At 68.7% G+C, this 15303-nt stretch carries 13 protein-coding genes; 2 read left to right on the forward strand and 11 right to left on the reverse strand.

What is annotated here, in order from left to right:
- Nucleotides 1-118: 118 nt before the first annotated feature.
- Together ACQKDV_RS00005 and ACQKDV_RS00010 are read right to left on the reverse strand one after the other, a co-directional pair.
- Nucleotides 119-643, reverse strand: a complete 525-nt coding sequence (locus ACQKDV_RS00005) for a GNAT family N-acetyltransferase (protein ID WP_427781756.1) — start codon at nt 641-643, stop codon at nt 119-121.
- Between the two features lie 106 nt (nt 644-749).
- A complete protein-coding gene (locus tag ACQKDV_RS00010) occupies nt 750-2726 on the reverse strand; it encodes a UvrD-helicase domain-containing protein (protein ID WP_427781757.1) in 1977 nt (658 codons plus the stop codon).
- A gap of 101 nt (nt 2727-2827) precedes the next feature.
- On the opposite strand from ACQKDV_RS00010, the gene ACQKDV_RS00015 reads away from it, so the two are divergent.
- Nucleotides 2828-3448: a thymidine kinase gene (locus tag ACQKDV_RS00015; RefSeq protein WP_116864814.1), complete on the forward strand. Its 621-nt coding sequence runs from the start codon at nt 2828-2830 to the stop codon at nt 3446-3448.
- A gap of 539 nt (nt 3449-3987) precedes the next feature.
- Here ACQKDV_RS00015 and ACQKDV_RS00020 read toward each other — a convergent pair.
- From ACQKDV_RS00020 to ACQKDV_RS00050, 7 genes are all read right to left on the reverse strand, one after another.
- The gene (locus tag ACQKDV_RS00020; protein WP_427781758.1) at nt 3988-5592 is read right to left on the reverse strand and encodes a glucan biosynthesis protein; all 1605 of its coding nucleotides are present in this window, start codon (nt 5590-5592) and stop codon (nt 3988-3990) included.
- A gap of 48 nt (nt 5593-5640) precedes the next feature.
- A complete protein-coding gene (locus ACQKDV_RS00025; RefSeq protein WP_427781760.1) occupies nt 5641-8106 on the reverse strand; it encodes a protein kinase domain-containing protein in 2466 nt (821 codons plus the stop codon).
- 16 nt (nt 8107-8122) lie between these two features.
- On the reverse strand, nt 8123-8689 hold the full coding sequence (locus ACQKDV_RS00030) for an ECF-type sigma factor (RefSeq protein ID WP_427781761.1): 567 nt from the start codon (nt 8687-8689) through the stop codon (nt 8123-8125).
- A 67-nt stretch (nt 8690-8756) separates the two neighbouring features.
- Nucleotides 8757-9569, reverse strand: a complete 813-nt coding sequence (gene mutM, locus ACQKDV_RS00035) for a bifunctional DNA-formamidopyrimidine glycosylase/DNA-(apurinic or apyrimidinic site) lyase (protein WP_427781762.1) — start codon at nt 9567-9569, stop codon at nt 8757-8759.
- Nucleotides 9570-9622: 53 nt separating this feature from the next.
- Entirely contained in the window at nt 9623-10261 is a 639-nt protein-coding gene (locus ACQKDV_RS00040) for a hypothetical protein (RefSeq protein WP_427781763.1), read from the reverse strand.
- 14 nt (nt 10262-10275) lie between these two features.
- Nucleotides 10276-10605 (reverse strand): EF-hand domain-containing protein, encoded by a 330-nt coding sequence (locus ACQKDV_RS00045; protein ID WP_427781764.1) that lies wholly within the window; start codon nt 10603-10605, stop codon nt 10276-10278.
- The gene (locus ACQKDV_RS00050; RefSeq protein ID WP_427781825.1) at nt 10602-11804 is read right to left on the reverse strand and encodes a DesA family fatty acid desaturase; all 1203 of its coding nucleotides are present in this window, start codon (nt 11802-11804) and stop codon (nt 10602-10604) included. The genes ACQKDV_RS00045 and ACQKDV_RS00050 overlap by 4 nt, the downstream gene beginning before the upstream one ends.
- Before the next feature lie 189 nt (nt 11805-11993).
- On the opposite strand from ACQKDV_RS00050, the gene ACQKDV_RS00055 reads away from it, so the two are divergent.
- Nucleotides 11994-12779, forward strand: coding sequence for an ABC transporter ATP-binding protein (locus tag ACQKDV_RS00055; protein WP_427781826.1), 786 nt, complete (start codon nt 11994-11996; stop codon nt 12777-12779).
- Nucleotides 12780-13005: 226 nt separating this feature from the next.
- On the opposite strand, the gene ACQKDV_RS00060 is transcribed toward ACQKDV_RS00055, so the two are convergent.
- Nucleotides 13006-14217: a DUF4785 domain-containing protein gene (locus tag ACQKDV_RS00060; RefSeq protein WP_427781765.1), complete on the reverse strand. Its 1212-nt coding sequence runs from the start codon at nt 14215-14217 to the stop codon at nt 13006-13008.
- An 11-nt stretch (nt 14218-14228) separates the two neighbouring features.
- The gene (locus ACQKDV_RS00065; RefSeq protein ID WP_427781766.1) at nt 14229-15107 is read right to left on the reverse strand and encodes a hypothetical protein; all 879 of its coding nucleotides are present in this window, start codon (nt 15105-15107) and stop codon (nt 14229-14231) included.
- Between the last annotated feature and the right edge of the window lie 196 nt (nt 15108-15303).

Raw genomic sequence — 15303 nt, forward strand, 5'->3', positions numbered from 1 at the left:
AGTGCCGGCCGCTGGCCGGCAACCTGGTTCACCGTGATGCCGGCCAGCGGCCGGCACTACCCAACCCGCAATGCCGATGCGGTGCCGACCAACGGTCGGCACCCACCATCATCAGGGGTCAGACCTGCGCCGCACCCGGCGTGGCGTACAACCGGCTGGGACTATCCACGTTCGGCAGCTGGACCACCCCACGTTCCTGCATGCCCAGCCCCAACAGGATGCGCCCGGAAGCCACATTGTCCAGGTCGGTGATGCCGTAGAGATCATCGATGCCCAGCTCCGCACGCGCATGCGCGAACACCGCCCGCGCCGCCTCGCTGGCGTAGCCGTGCCCGGCGAACGCCGACAGCACCGCGTAGCCGATATCCGGCCCCGGCAGGCCATCGCGCCGCACCAGGCCTGCATTGCCCAGCCAGGCACCATCGGCCAGCCGTTCAATCGCGTACATGCCGAACCCGTTCAACGCATAGCTGTGCAGCACCCGCAGCGCGATGTATTCCCGCGCCTGTTCCTCGCTGCGCACGTTGCGGTCACCGATGAAACGCAGGAAGCCCGGATCGTTGAGCAGTGCCAGCATCGGCGCAGCATCCCGGTCTGGCTCCAGGCGGCGCAGCCGCAGGCGTTCGCTTTCAATGGGTTGCATGCGCGGATCTCCGCTGGGATAGGCCGATTGTAGAGCCGAGCCAATGCTCAGCTGATCCGTCGATGCGCACGCCGAGCATGGGCTCGGCTCTACAGCTGCGCTCCGCTCAATCAAACAGCGCTTCGATGGCGGCCAGACCCGCCGTGGCGCGCTCTTTCTTGCGCGCTGCATCGGCCACCGGGTCGGCACCATCGCGCTGGATCTCTTCAGCCGGAATCTCATCGAAGAACCGGCTCGGCTTCAACCGCACATGCTCGCCGAACTTGCGCGTCAGCTTGCTGTAGCTCATCCACAGCTGGATCTTGGCGCGGGTGATGCCGACGTACAGCAGGCGCCGCTCTTCCTGCAGGTTGCCCTCGTCCAGGCTGACCTGGTGCGGCAGCACGCCGTCCTCGCAGCCGACGATGAATACATACGGGAATTCCAGGCCCTTGGAGGCGTGCATGGTCATCATCCGCACCTGGTTGCCGCCCTCGTCCTTGTCACTGCGCGACAGCAGGGCGAGCTGGCCGGCCAGATCGGCGGCGGTGGCACCACGCGGGCCGCCCTCGAACCACTGCGCCAGTTCCTCGATGTTGTTGGCGCGGCGCTGGTAGCTGGCCTCTTCCTTGGCCTGCTGGCGCAGCTCGCTCAACAGCCCCGACTCCTTGGCCACCTTGCGGATCATGTCGCCGGAGCTGACCTGGCGCATCTGCGCGCGCAGGTCGCGCAGGATGTCGGTAAAGCGCGCCAGGCTGTTGGCCGCGCGCGGCGGCAGCTGCTGCAGCGCGCCGATGGCCTCGGCCGCCTGCGCCATCGGCATGTCTTTTTCCTGTGCCAGTTCGGCCAGCTTGGCCAGGGTTCCGGCGCCGACATCACGCTTGGGCGACTGCACCGCACGCATGAACGCGGTGTCATCGTCGGGGTTCACCAGCAGCCGCAGCCAGGCCAGGGTGTCCTTCACTTCCTGGCGTTCCAGGAACATGGTGCCGCCGGTCAGGTGGTAGGGAATGCGCAGCAGCTGCATCGCCTTTTCCAGCGGCCGCGACTGGAAGTTGCCACGGAACAGGATGCAGAAATCACTCCAAGGTACCTTGCGCGCCTGCGCCACGAAGGCGATCTCGGCGGCGACCTTTTCCGCTTCGTGTTCGCTGTTGCGGCACTCCCACACGCGGATGCGCTCGCCGTCGGCCTGGTCACTCCACAGCTTCTTCAGGTGTTCGTGCGGGTTGTTGGCGATGAGGGCATTGGCCGCGCGCAGCACGCGGTTGGAACAGCGGTAGTTCTGTTCCAGCTTGATGATTTCCAGCGCGGGATAATCGCGCCCCATCTGCTGCAGGTTTTCCGGGTTCGCACCACGCCAGGCATAGATCGACTGGTCGTCGTCACCCACGCAGGTGAAGTTGCCCTTGTCGCCCGCCAGCTGCTTGAGCAACCGGTACTGCGCGTCGTTGGTGTCCTGGCATTCGTCCACCAGCAGGTAGCCGATGCGCTCGCGCCAGGCCACAGCGATATCCGGGTTCTCTTCCAGCACCTGCACCGGCAGGCGTATCAGGTCGTCGAAGTCGACCGCGTTGAACGCGGTCAGGCGCAGCTGATAGCGCTCGTAGACGCTGGCCGCTTCCTTCTCGCGGTTGCTGCGCGCGGCAGCCATCGCCTGTTCGGGCGACAGGCCGGCGTTCTTCGCGCGCGACACCAGGTTCTTCATGTCCTCGATGTCGTCGGGCTTGGCACCGGACATCAGGTCCTTGATCTGTGCGGCGGCATCGTCGGCATCGAAGATCGAGAAACCGCGCTTCAGGCCGACCGCCGCGTGTTCGATCTGCAGGAACTTCAGGCCCAGGGCGTGGAAGGTGCAGATGGTCACCTCGTCGGCGTCCTGCTCACGCAGGCGCTTGGCCACGCGCTCGCGCATTTCCTTGGCCGACTTGTTGGTGAAGGTGATCGCGGCAATGCGGCGTGCGGGGTAGCGCCCGCAGCCGATCAGGTGGGCGATCTTCTCGACGATCACGCGCGTCTTGCCGCTGCCCGCGCCGGCCAGCACCAGCAGGGGGCCTTCGATGTGCAGGACGGCGGCGGCTTGGGGGGGATTGAGACCGTGCATTGGAGGGGGATTGTAGCGGGCCCGAATGGCGACCACAGCCGCAGGCCGGTGGGGATGCTGAACGGCTTCGGCGGGCCGGGGCGGCGGCGTACAATCGGACGATGGCCAAGCTCTATTTCTACTATTCGGCGATGAACGCCGGCAAGACCACCACCCTGCTGCAGAGCGCGCACAACTACCGCGAGCGCGGCATGCGGGTGGCGATCCTGACCCCGCGCCTGGATGACCGCGCCGGTGCGGGCGTGGTCGCCTCGCGCATCGGCCTGCGCGCCGAGGGCATGGCCTTCGACCGCGACAGCGATCTGCAGCGCTGGGTGGCCCAGGATCTGGCCGACAACGGCCCGATGGGCTGCGTGCTGGTGGACGAAGCGCAGTTCCTGACCCGCGCGCAGGTCTGGCAGCTCAGCGAGGTGGTCGACCAACTGCGCATTCCGGTGCTGTGCTATGGGCTGCGCACCGATTTCCGCGGTGAGCTGTTCGAGGGCAGCCAGTACCTGCTGGCGTGGGCCGACGAGATGCAGGAGATCAAGACGATCTGCCACAGCGGCAAGAAGGCCACGATGACCGTGCGTGTGGACGAGCATGGCCACGCGGTGCAGGACGGCCCGCAGGTGGAGATCGGCGGCAACGAGCGCTATGTGTCGGTGAGCCGGGCGGAGTTCAAGAAGATCACCCGCGGGGAAGGCCGGATCGACCCGGCGCAGGCGCCACTGCCCTTGTAAGGGGTCTTTTCGCAGGGCTTGCAGCCCTGCACCTGCGGTAGTGCCGGCCGCTGGCCGGCAACCTCAACATCAACAGCGGCATTCCGTGGGATGGCGGGGCACTGTGGGTGCGCGGGGACGGCGCAAGTACATCCATGTAGCCTTGGTCGCGCCATCCATGGCGCTCACACCCCGCACACCCACAGTGCCCCGCCTTCGACAGGTTCACGCAGCTGTTGGTAGGTGCCGACCGTTGGTCGGCACATCAGTCAGATATCGAACGAATTCATCCACGCATGGCGTGGATCTACTGTGTCGACCAAGGTCGACACCCACCAAAGCAGAATGCCGTTCCGACAGCTCGCGGGAAACTGTCGAAGGCGGGGTGGGTCCGGTTGAGGGGGCGTGAGCCGCATGGATGCGGCGACCGAGCTTACAGGGACGTACTTGCAGCGTCCCCCTCAACCGGACCCACCCCGCCATCCCACGGAATGCCCGCTTTTGACGTTGACGTTGACGTCTGCGGGTGCAGGGCTGCAAGCCCTGCAATCCCAACCCACTCAGTACAGCGTGCGCTCCGGTGCGCCCGCCGGCGGCGGGGTGTACTGGTATAGCCAAGTCTCGGTGAGCGGCTTTCCCCCCCTGCGCAGGTACAGGCGGATGTCGATCTGCTCGCTACTGCCCTCCGGCGGCACCAGGTCGAACATCGCGCGGTAACCCTTGATCTCGCGCAGCGGCCGCGCCGACACGATCTCCACCCGGCCGCGGCTGGCTTCCACCACTGCCTCGACGTCGCCCTTGTCGATCAGGCTGGCCAGTTCGCCGCCTTCAAAGTCCACCGCAAAGCGCCAACTGAAGTACTCGCGTTTCTTGCCCACCACGCCACCGAGGCCGGTGCGGGTAGCCACGCAGTGCGCCAATGGCGTGCGTGCCGGCGGCTCGGCACCCCAGAACAGACGGTAGCCCACCAGCACTTCCTGACCCGGCTGCGGCTTTTCACTCGGGTTCCAGAACGCCACGATGTTGTCGAACGTCTCGTCCACGGTGGGAATCTCCACCAGCTGCACCGAACCATTGCCCCAGCTGCCCTTCGGTTCCACCCACAGGCACGGGCGCTTCTCGTAGAACACGCCGTCATCCTGGTAATGGTCGAAGTTGCGGTCGCGCTGCAGCAGGCCGAAGCCGCGCGGATTGTTATCGACGAACATGTTGAAGCGCAGGTTGCGCGGGTTCACCAGCGGGCGCCAGATCCATTCGCCGGCACCGGTCCACATCGACAGGCCATCGGTGTCATGGATTTCCGGGCGCCAGTCCCAGCCCATGCGGCGATCATTCTCGCCCACCTGGTACATGCTGGTGCACGGTGCGATGCCCATGCGCTCGATGGCCTTTCTCGGGTACAGCGCGCTGTCGATGTCCATCAGCAGCACGTCGCCATTGGTGATGGCAAAGCGGTAGGCACCGGCCACGCTGGGCGAATCGAGCAGCCCATAGACCACGATCGTGTCCGAGTCGGCCGCCGGCTGTTCCAGGTAATAGGCGATGAAGTCGGGGAATTCCTCCGGCTTGCCCATGCCGGTATCGATGGCCAGCGCGCGCGCCGACTGGCCATACTGGCCTTCCTTGCCGACGGCGCGGAAGTAGCTGGCCCCCAGGAAAGCGGCAAAGTCGCGGTCGGTGTCCGTGCGGGTGTTCAGGCGGAAGCCGGCGAAGCCCAGATCGGCCGGCAGCTCGCCGTTCCTGATGCCGCTCCTGCCGTAATTGAAGGCGGCACCGTCGTAGGCAAGTTCCTGTGCCTTGCCATCGACCACATCGAACATGCGCACGGGCGAATGGAAGTACAGGCCCAGATGGAAGAACTTGGCCTGGAACTTGCCCGCCTGGTCGGCCCACAGGGCATGGTCCTGCCGGTAGCTGATCGATTGGTACTGGTCCCAGTCCAGCCCCTCCAGGCGCCCGGGCAGCACCCGCTTGTGGCTCTGGTAGGGCGCCTGCGCCAGCGCGCGGGCCTGGCCCTTCAGGGTGGCGAAATCGAACGGCTGCGGCTGGCCGAGCCGGCGCAGCCCGAGCTGGCCACTCTTCCCGGCCGCGCAGGCCGGCAGGATCGGCAGGCCGAAGGCGGCCAGGGCCAGGGAGGCATTGCGGAGGAAGTCGCGTCGTTGCATGCAGGCGCGGAAGCAAGGGAAAGGTCGGCCATCATAGGCACACAAACGTTAACGGGCAGCGGAGGGCTGCATGCCCGGTTCAGCCTTCGCCAACATAACCTGCTGTGTGTCCAGATCGCGAAGGGCCGGGGCCTGTGGCCCGCGCTGGGCCAGCAGCAGCTGGCGCGCTTCGGCCAGCGCGGCGTGCGCGGCGACGGGCTGCCCGGCCTGTTGCAGCGCCTGCGCCTGGGCCAGCAGCGCCTGCGGCAGCAGGGCGGTGTGGTCGGGCTGGCGCCAGATCGCCACCGCTCGTGCGTAGTGCCGGGCCGCCAGGGCGAAATCGCCGCGCTTGCTGGCCCACTGCCCCAGTGCGAACTCGCCCTGGCCCACCTCACGATGGGCCGGGCCCAGCGCGCGCAGCTGCTGCGCCTGCACCTGCTGCAGTTCCTGCCCGGCCCACTCACCCTGCCCGCGCTGCAGCGCAAGCAGCGCGCGTGCGCGGCGCACCACCAATGTCTCGGGGTGGCGCGGGCCCCAGGCATCCTGGGCGGCATGCCAGGCCAGATCCAGTTCGGAGGCGGCGGCCTCGGTCTGGCCCTGCCGTGCCAGCACCTCGCCCAGCTGACGGTGCAGGGCAATCACCTGCGGGCTGCGGCCGTCCGCGGGCTGGCCCAGCAGCGCCAGCGCCTGCTGGTAGCCAGCCCGTGCGGCCGGCAGGCGCCCGGCGCTGGCATCCAGCGCGGCCAGATCGGCCAGTGATTCGGCGCGGCCAAAGCGCTGGCCGATACCCTGGTGGCGCAGGGCGAGCGCTCGCTCGAACGAGGCCCGCGCCGCGTCCGCATTGCCCAGCTGCGCCTGGCAGCGACCCAGCTGGCTGTGGAATTCGGCCACGGTGGCCGGCAGGGCATCGGCCTGGCGGGCGGCCAACGGCTGCAGCGGCTGCAGGTGCGCCAGGCAGTCGCGGTCGCGGCCCAGCATGCGCAGCGCGCGCCCGCGCTGGGTCACCGCTTCCAGCTGCAGCACCGGCGGCACCGCGTCCACCTGCTGCAGCAGCCGACGCTGCTGGTCCAGCGTCTGCAGGGCCAGCTGGTAGTCGCCCAGGCCGATGCGCAGGCGACCGATCACCCCTTCCAGCTCGGCCAGCGCCAGCGGCTGGTCGGCCAGTTCGGCCTCGCCGCGCTGCTGCCCGGTGGCCAGCAGCTGGGGCACGTCGAAATGGCCGTGGCGCTCGCTGGCCGCCTTGTCGAACAGGCTGACGGTGAAATCCTGCATGGCCTGTGCGCGGGCCATTTCCACCTGCGCCTGACGCGCCTGCCAGAGCGCGATGGAGGTCGTGGCGAGCAGGGCCAGTACCGCCACCGAGGCCAGCGCCACACCCCAGCGGTGGCGGCCGATGTACTTGTTCACGCGGTAGCCCACGCCAGGCGGCCGGGCCTGGATCGGCCGGCCCTGCAGGTAGCGTTGCAGGTCGCCGGCCAGTGCCTCGGCCGAGGCGTAGCGTTGTGCGGGATCTTTCTGCAGCGCCTTTTCCAGCAGCATGTCCAGATCGCCGCGCAGCTGCCGGGCCTGCCGCCGCAGCGTGCGCCGTTCTGCACCGGGCTGCTCGGCCAGGCGCAGCAGCAGGGTCGATGCACGCGGCACCTGCACATCCAGGATCGAACGTTCCCATTCGGCATCGCTGTGCCGGCGCAGGCGGTAGGGTTTGTGCCCGGTCACCACCTCGAACAGCACCACGCCCAGTGAATAGACATCGGTGAGGGTGGTGACCGCCTCACCGCGCACCTGTTCCGGTGCGGCGTAGTGCAGAGTGAACGCGCGCACCTCGGTGGACGGGTGGGTGGCGTCGGCATCATCGTGGTCAAGCAGCGCGGCGATGCCGAAATCGAGCAGCTTCACCGTGCCATCGGCGCGGACCAGGATGTTGGACGGCTTCAGGTCGCGGTGTACCACCAGGTTGGCGTGGGCATGGCTGACCACCGCGCAGACTTGCAGCATCAACTGCAGGCGGGCGTCCAGCGAGGGCTGCAGGCGCCGGCAGTAATCGCTGATCGGCTCGCCTTCCACGTAGTCCAGGGCCAGGAAGGGCTGACCGTGCTGGTCCACGCCGGCATCCAGCAGCTGGGCCAGGTGCGGGTGCTGCAGCCGGGCCAGGATCTGCCGCTCGCGGCCGAAGCGCTGCCGCAGGCCCGGATCGGCCACGCCACTGCGCAGCAGCTTCAGCGCCACCTGGCGCTGGTACAGGCCGTCGCAACGTTCGGCCAGCCAGACTTGGCCCATGCCGCCCTCGCCCAGCGGGCGCAGCAGCCGGTAAGGCCCCACCTCGGTACCGGCACGGCCCGGCGGCGCAGCCGTCCACAGCGGTTGGGCCATGAACTCCTCGCTGTCGGCCTCCTGCAGCAGCAGGTGCTCCAGGTCGCGGCCCAGGGTCGGGTCGTGCTCGGCCAGGCGCTGCAGGCGCAGCTGTCGCGCTTCCGGGGCCAGCTCCAGCAGCTGGTCCAGCCAGCACGACAGTTGCTGCCAGCGCGCAGCGTCCATGGTCGGTCTGCGCGCCTCAGTCGCCGCGCATCGCTGCCAGCAGGAACAACCGCGCTTTCTGCCAGTCGCGGCGGATGCTGCGTTCCGAGCGCTGGCTGAGTTCGGCGATCTCCTGTTCGGACAGGCCGGCGAAGTAGCGCAGCTCGACCACGCGCGCCAGGTGCGCGTCGACCGCCTGCAGCCGTTCCAGCGCCACGTCCAGGGCCAGCAGGTCCTCGTCCAGGCGCACGCCGCTGCTGCTGTTCTCGGGTATCTCGGCCACGCGTTTCAGGTCGCCACCGCGCTTGCGCGCCAGCCGGTTGCGCGCGTAGTCGACCACCACGCTGCGCATGGCCGAGGCCGCATAGGCGAAGAAGTGCGCGCGATCTTCAAAGCGCGCCGCGCCGCGGCTGCCGAGCAGCTTCAGGTAGGACTCGTGCACCAGCGAGGTGGCGTCCAGGGTGCGCCCCTGCTGGCCGGCCAGCTGGCGCCGGGCCATGCCGTGCAGCTCCTGGTACAGCGTGGTCAGCACGCGGTCCAGCGCCGTGCGGTCACCACCGCGCGCGGCATCGAGCCACACGGTGATATCCGGAGCCTCGTCCATCGCAACCTCCCCCGCAGCGGATGCTGTGCGGACTATAGCGCTGCCGGTGTGCGCTGCATGAAGCGGTTCAGCGCTGGCAGCGGCTGCACCACACGCTGGCGCGCTGGCCGATCATCGCGTGCTTGAGCGGACGGCCGCACTGCGGGCACGGCAGGCCGTCACGGCCATAGACCAGCAGCTCCTGCTCGAAATAGCCCGGGGCGCCATCGGGGCTGATGAAATCGCGCAGGGTGGTGCCGCCCCGGGTGATGGCGTAGCCGAGGGTGTCCTTCACCTCGCGGGCCAGCCGCCGGTAGCGCTCGCGCGACACCTTGCCGGCCTCGCGCAGCGGGCTGATGCCGGCCTTGAACAGGCTTTCGGCGGCGTAGATGTTGCCCACCCCGACCACCACCGCCTGGTCCATCAGGAAGGTCTTCACCGGCGCGCTGCGGCCGCGGCTGCGCTCGAACAGGTAATCGCCGTCGAAGGCCTCGTCCAGCGGCTCCGGGCCCAGCCCCTGCAGCAACGGGTGGATCTCGCCGGCCGGCTGCCAGAGCAGACTGCCGAAACGGCGCGGATCGTTGAAGCGCAGCAGGCGGCCGTTGTCCAGGCTGATGTCCACGTGGTCGTGCGTGCGCAACGGGGTGTCACCGGGCAGCACGCGCAGGCTGCCGGACATGCCCAGGTGCAGCACGGCGCTGCCCACGGCGGTGTCCAGCAGCAGGTATTTGGCCCGGCGGCGCACCGCGTCGATGCGCTGGCCCGGCAGCTGCTCGGCCACCTCGGGCGGAATCGGCCAGCGCAGGTCGGCGCGGCGCAGGATAACCCCGTGAACACGGCGGCCTTGCAGATGCGGCGCCAGGCCGCGGCGGGTGGTTTCTACTTCGGGCAGTTCAGGCATGGAGGGATTCTACGCCGGGCCATGCGAAGCCGCCGGGCATGGCCCGGCGCGGGCTACGATTCCAGACTGTCTGCTTCGACAAGGAAGGCACCCTCGACCAGTGCGCCCCGACCGCCCAGCCGCCAGAACGCCAGGTAGGGAGCGAAGTCGATCGCCGTCGGCGCCAGTGGCTGGGTGATGTACCACCCCAGGTAGAGGTCGGACGCGATGTGGTACAGCACCTCGTCCAACCCATTCACCTGCGGGGTCTCCACCGTGCGTGCCTCGCGCACCACATCGCAGATGACATCGTGGAGGTAGTCGGCCGGGCCCGATCCGCGCCAGGCCGCGTCCAGTCGCGCCGCCGGAGCGATCACCACCGGCACCTCGCGCAGCGTAGCCTGCAGTCCAGGTTCGCCGGCGGCACCGGCCGCCTTCGCCAGTTCATCAAGCCAGGCACGCGCGGCAGTCGTCCGTGCCTGCGCATCACCTACGGTAGCTGGTTGCAGGTACAGATGCTCGCCCCACTCGCCAGCAGCAAGCACGTCCAGCGCGCGTGTCCGTAGCGCATCGGCGTGCGCGAAGCTGGCAAACACCGCCGCCAGCGTATCCGGGTCGGTCACGCCCTGCAGCAGGCCGGAGAAGTACCAGCCCTCCTGCTCGCTGCGCCCGGCGCAGAAGTCGATCCATTCCCCGAAAAGCTCGTCGTCCATCTGTTCATCCATGGTCAGCGCGGCGGTGCCGAAAGTTCGCGTGCATCCAGGCAGCCATCACCGTTGGCGTCCTGCTTGTGGAAGCGCTGCACGATGACCTGCCGCTGCTGTTCGCGGGTGATGGTCCTGCCCTTGCCGCCGGGCAGTTCGTCGGCGGTCAGCACGCCGTCGCCATTGCGGTCCATGTGGTCGAAGGCGTACAGCATCCACTGCACATACTCGGCCTCACTGACCTTGCCATCGCCGTCGCTGTCCATGCGCTGCAGGTAGGTGGCCGTATCACTGACCTGCGCGGAGGCGGCCAGCGGCAGCAGGCACAGCAGTGCAACCAGCAGCTGCCTCATGCGCCCACCAGGGTGTAGCCCTTCAGCCGCGCGGCATAGGCCTGCAGGGCGGCGATGCCGCTTTCCTCGGCCTCGTGGCACCACGCCTGCAGCTGGCGCAGGCGCTCGGCGGCGTCATGGCCGCGGGCTTCCAGCAGTGCAGCCAGGCGCGCGCGGTGTTCCACCAGAGTGCGGATGCGTGGGCGCTGCGCGACCCATTCGCTGAGCTGGGCGCGGCTGTCCGGCTGCAGCCAGCGGCCATCGTTGACCAGGCCGCGGCGCAGGCGGCGCGGCAGCAGACGGCGCAGCTTCGCCCCGGCATGGGCGGCTTCCTCGCGCAGGGCCGGCATGAACACGTTGCGCTGGTAGTCGGTCATCGCCTGGAAGCGGTGCGACAGCAGCGCCTTCAGCGTTTCGGCATCGGGCACGGCGATGTTCGGGCGCACGTCCATGGCCGGTGCCACCCGCAGCACCTTGGCCAGACGCAGCGCCTGCAGCAGGCGGATCGCGCTCCAGCCGATGTCGAACTCCCAGCGCCGCATCGCAAAGCGCGCCGAGCTGGGGAACGCATGGTGGTTGTTGTGCAGTTCCTCGCCACCGATCCAGAACGCCCAGGGCGTCAGGTTGGTGGAGGTATCGGCCGACTCGTAGTTGCGGTAACCCCACCAGTGACCCAGGCCGTTGACCACGCCCGCCGCCCAGAACGGAATCCAGGCCATCTGGATCGCCCACAGGGCCACGCCGGGCAAGCCGAACAGCACGCTGTTGATGGCCAGCAGCAGTACCGGGCCGAGGGTGGCGCGCGGCGTGTACAGGTGGCGCTCGATGGCGTCGTCCGGCGTACCACGCCCGTACTGTTCGATGTCCGCACGCATGCCGCGCGCCTCGCGGTACAGCTCCACGCCATGCCAGAACACCTTGCCGATGCCGCGGGTGACGGGGCTGTGCGGGTCGTCCTCGGTTTCCACCTTGGCGTGGTGCTTGCGGTGGATGGCCACCCATTCGCGGGTGATCATCGAGGTGGTCAGCCACAGCCAGAAGCGGAACACGTGCGCCACCACGGGATGGAAATCGACCCCGCGGTGGGCCTGGCTGCGGTGCAGATAGAGCGTGACCGAGAAGATGGTGAGCTGGGTGAAGACCAGCAGCACCGCCAGCATGGCCCAGCCACCCAGGCCGAGCACGCCACCGGTCAGCAGGGAGATCAGGGCATCGGGCATGGCGGCACTCCAGATCGACGCAGGGTTGGCAGACATGATGGGCGCTTGCGTTGCAAACTGTACCCTCGCGGCGGTATTCCTGCACCGTCATGAAGTGGCACTGTTCACAGTTGGGGACCTGAGTTGTCGAGTCTTGATCCGCGCGCCCGCGCCGTTACCACTGCCCCCTCCGGCGGGGAGCTGCCCTCCCTGATCGAACTGGACCATGCCAGCGTCATCCGTGGCCAGGTGAAGGTCCTGCACGGGCTGAGCCTGCGCATCGCCCAGGGCCAGCACACCGCGCTGCTGGGCCCGAACGGCTGCGGCAAGTCGACCTTCATCAAGCTCATCACCCGCGAGCTGTATCCGCTGGCCCAGGCCGACGGTCGGGTCGCGGTGAAGGTGCTGGGGCAGAACCGCTGGCAGGTCGACCGCCTGCGTTCGCAGCTCGGCATCGTCACCGGCGATCTCAGCAGCAATCTGTCCGACATGCCCGGCCTGACCGTGGAACAGGCGGTGCTGTCGGGTTTCTTCGCCAGCTACGTGGTGCCAGCGTTCCGCGAGGTGACGGCGGACATGCGGGTGCGGGTGGGCGAGACGTTGGCGATGACCGGCGCACTGGCGCTGCGCGAGCGTGCCTATGCCGAACTGTCGGCCGGCGAGACCCGCCGCGTGCTGATTGCCCGCGCCCTGGTCAACCGGCCGCAGGCACTGCTGCTGGATGAACCGTCTACCGGCCTGGACCTGGTAGCGCGGCAGCAGCTGGTGGCCACCATGCGCGTGCTGGCCCAGCAGGGCATCACCCTGGTGCTGGTGACCCACCACATCGAGGAAGTGATTCCTGAGATCGAGCGGGTGGTACTGCTGCGCGACGGCCGCGTGCTGGCCGATGGCACCCGCAGGGAACTGCTGCGCGATGAACCGCTGTCGGCGGTGTTCGGCGGAGCGATCCGCGTGGTCGAACACGAGGGACGGCTGACCGCGTACGCGGGGTAACGCGTCGGACTTGCGGGACGGCGGGACGGCGGGACGGCGGGACGGCGGGACGGCGGGACGGCGGGACGGCGGTAGAGTCGACTGTCAGTCGACTATCGCGCGCAGCGCGGGATTTTCGCGGTCCGAACGCAGAGCAGTCGACTGACAGTCGACTCTACCCCGTCGAGGTTCCGCCCCCGTCACCCTGCCGGTGGCGGGCCGGGGTATCCAGCCCGCCACCTTCCATTCAGAACCGCAGCGCCAGCGCGCGCGATTCGATCGGCGCCATCCGGCTCTGATCCTGCAGCTGCAGGTCACGCAGCTCATACGGTGCGCCGAAGCCAGCGGGCAACGCGGCCTGGTCAAACGGCAACACCAATGCGCCACGTCCGGGGCCCTCGAACCAGGCCGCCGCATGCGCCTGCGCCACCGGCCTCAACTGGCCATCGGCACCGGTGGCGTACAGGGTGCCGCGTGCTTCGTAGCGACCGGCAGCGGCCACCTGCAGCGGCAGGGCGACCTGGCGGCTGGCGACATCGGGCGTGGCCTGGCCGCTGAAACGCGCCGTCGGCTGGGCCACGGCGAACGCGACCTTGCCATCGCGCAGCACGCCGTCGGCCTGGGCAAATACCTGCAGTTCCCACAGCCCCTGCGTGGTGCTGGCCTCGGCCGGAATACGCACCTGCGCGCCCAGGCTGCCATCGGTGGTGCGCAGCAGGCGTTGCGGCCAGCTGCGCCCATCCGGTGCCACCAGCAGGGCTTCACCGCCCAGGCTGCCGCGGCGCGTGGCCAGCTTCGCCGTACTGGCGCCATCTTCCAGCAGGCGCGCCTGCAGCTGCACGCTGCCACCCGCCAGCACCTGCGCCTGGTCGGCCTGCACTTCCAGGCGCACCGGGCTGTTGGGTTCCAGCACCTGCACCACGTAGCGTCCCTGCGCCTGCGCGCTCTGCAGCCGGTAGGCGCCCACCGCGCTGCCGGCCCCGGTGCGCAGCATGCTGCTGCCATCGCTCACCGGCATGCCGGCGGCCTGCAGTTGGCGTGCATCGACACTGCGCGCCACGCCGGTGAGGCCGGCGGCATCGCGTACCTGCAGCGCTTCGGCGGGCAGCGCGCGCGCGCCGGCAGCGGGGCTGAGCTGTATCACCGCATCCGGTGCGGTCAGCGGCAGATCCACGCCGCGCTGCAGTTCGGCCGCGTCGACCTGCTGCCAATAGCTGCGGCTGACCGCCGCGTAGACGCCCGGGGCCTGCAGCGGCTGCGCCGGGTCCAGCGCCCAGGCGAAGGCCAGCGGTACGCGTTCGCTGTCGCTGGCCGGCAACGGCGCTGCCACCAGCGTCGCCGGAACCTGGTCACCGGCGATGGCGGCACGCAGCGTCTGCGCGGCCTGTGCGGGTGCGGCGGCAACGGTGGCAGCGGCGCCCATTACGGCCGCAGCCAGCAGGGTGGAATGCATCTTCATGGTCATCTCCCTCACTGGGTCAGGTCGTTGCGCAGGATCGTGCCAAGGCCGAAGCACTCACGGCGGCTCTGGTTGTGGCTCAGCGGCTCGGCGCCCTGGGTACGCGCCTTGTCGGTGAACAACAGCGTGCCGGCAGCCTTCTGGCTGCTGCATTCCAGGAAACCGTCCGAACAGGACGACAGCCAGTTCTGGGTGAACTCCAGGCCGACATTGGCCGCATAGCCACCGCAGTAGCTGTTGCTGTCCCAGACGGCCGATTCCACATCGCTGCCGACCACCGCGCGGAACGGCTTGGGCAGCGCCGGGCGGCCAGCCGTGCCGTACAGGTTCTGCGCGTTGTAGGTGGCCATGTGGCTGACCTGCTGCATGCGTACCGCATCGTTCTGGTAGCCCAGCAGCCACCCCAGCGAGGTTTCAAAGCTGTTGCCGTTGAGCACCGCTTCGGCCAGCGGCGTACCGGCCGAGGACGGTGCCAGCGCGGTCACCTTGCGCAGCCTGCTGATGATCTTCGGGTAGCGGCTGTCGTAGGTGGGGTTGGACAGGATCCAGCGCACCACGTTGCCGCCGTTGGAATGGGTGATGACCACCAGCTGGGTGATGCCACGGCTGTCGATGAAGCCGGTGAGCTGGCTGGCCAGGCAGCCGGCGGCCTCCGGCTTCCACATGTACTGGGTGAAATCGCAGTTGATGACCACGTAGTTGCTGGTGTTCGGCAGACCCTGGCGCACGGTGTCGATGATGGCCGGCTGCCAGTAATCCTGGGTGGCGTTGGTCTGTGCGCCGGTGCCGTGGACGAATGCCACGCCATAGACATCGGCGGCCTGCGCCGGGGTGCAGGCCAGGCCCAACAGCAGGGCCAGGACGGTACTTCCTGTTGCGGTGCTGCGCATCGCATCTCTCCCTTGTCAGCGGATCCCCCCGGCCCGGCTGTGCGCCGATGCTGGCCGCGAACGCGCGTGAAAGTCCGTGCGCTGCGCCCAAGTTCGGGCCATTGGCGACCTGCCGGCGTCTGTTGCAGGTTCGTGACCCTCCACACGCACCATGCCAGGTCTGGCCGTATGACCGATGGCCGCTGCGGGCAGCAGG

It is taken from the genome of Stenotrophomonas sp. NPDC077659, assembly GCF_050268705.1.
Taxonomy (GTDB): Bacteria; Pseudomonadota; Gammaproteobacteria; order Xanthomonadales; family Xanthomonadaceae; genus Stenotrophomonas.